A 222-nucleotide genomic window follows, 5' to 3' on the forward strand; every position below is an offset into this window, starting at 1 on the left:
ACCGTGTCCTGTGCGGACACGGTGAACGGGAATCAGCCTCGCCCTGCGCGGACCAGGAGGTCGGTGAGCAGGCGGATGTCGTTGGGGGTGTTTTGCAGGCCGTTCCAGCGGCGTTGTTCGCCGTCGGGGAAGCGCCACATGCCCGAGGTCCAGGCGGTGATGGGCATCAGGCCCATGATGGCGTTGCGGACGTGGTCGCAGTCGACGTCTTCGGCCGGCATG

General features: G+C 67.1%; 1 pseudogene. It reads right to left on the minus strand.

Annotated elements, in window-relative coordinates:
- Positions 1-32: 32 nt before the first annotated feature.
- Positions 33-222 (minus strand): annotated as a pseudogene (locus J0695_RS41455) (DGQHR domain-containing protein DpdB); the annotation flags it as partial.

The organism is Streptomyces beijiangensis (genome assembly GCF_017315755.1).
In the GTDB taxonomy this organism is placed as follows: Bacteria; Actinomycetota; Actinomycetes; order Streptomycetales; family Streptomycetaceae; genus Streptomyces; species Streptomyces beijiangensis.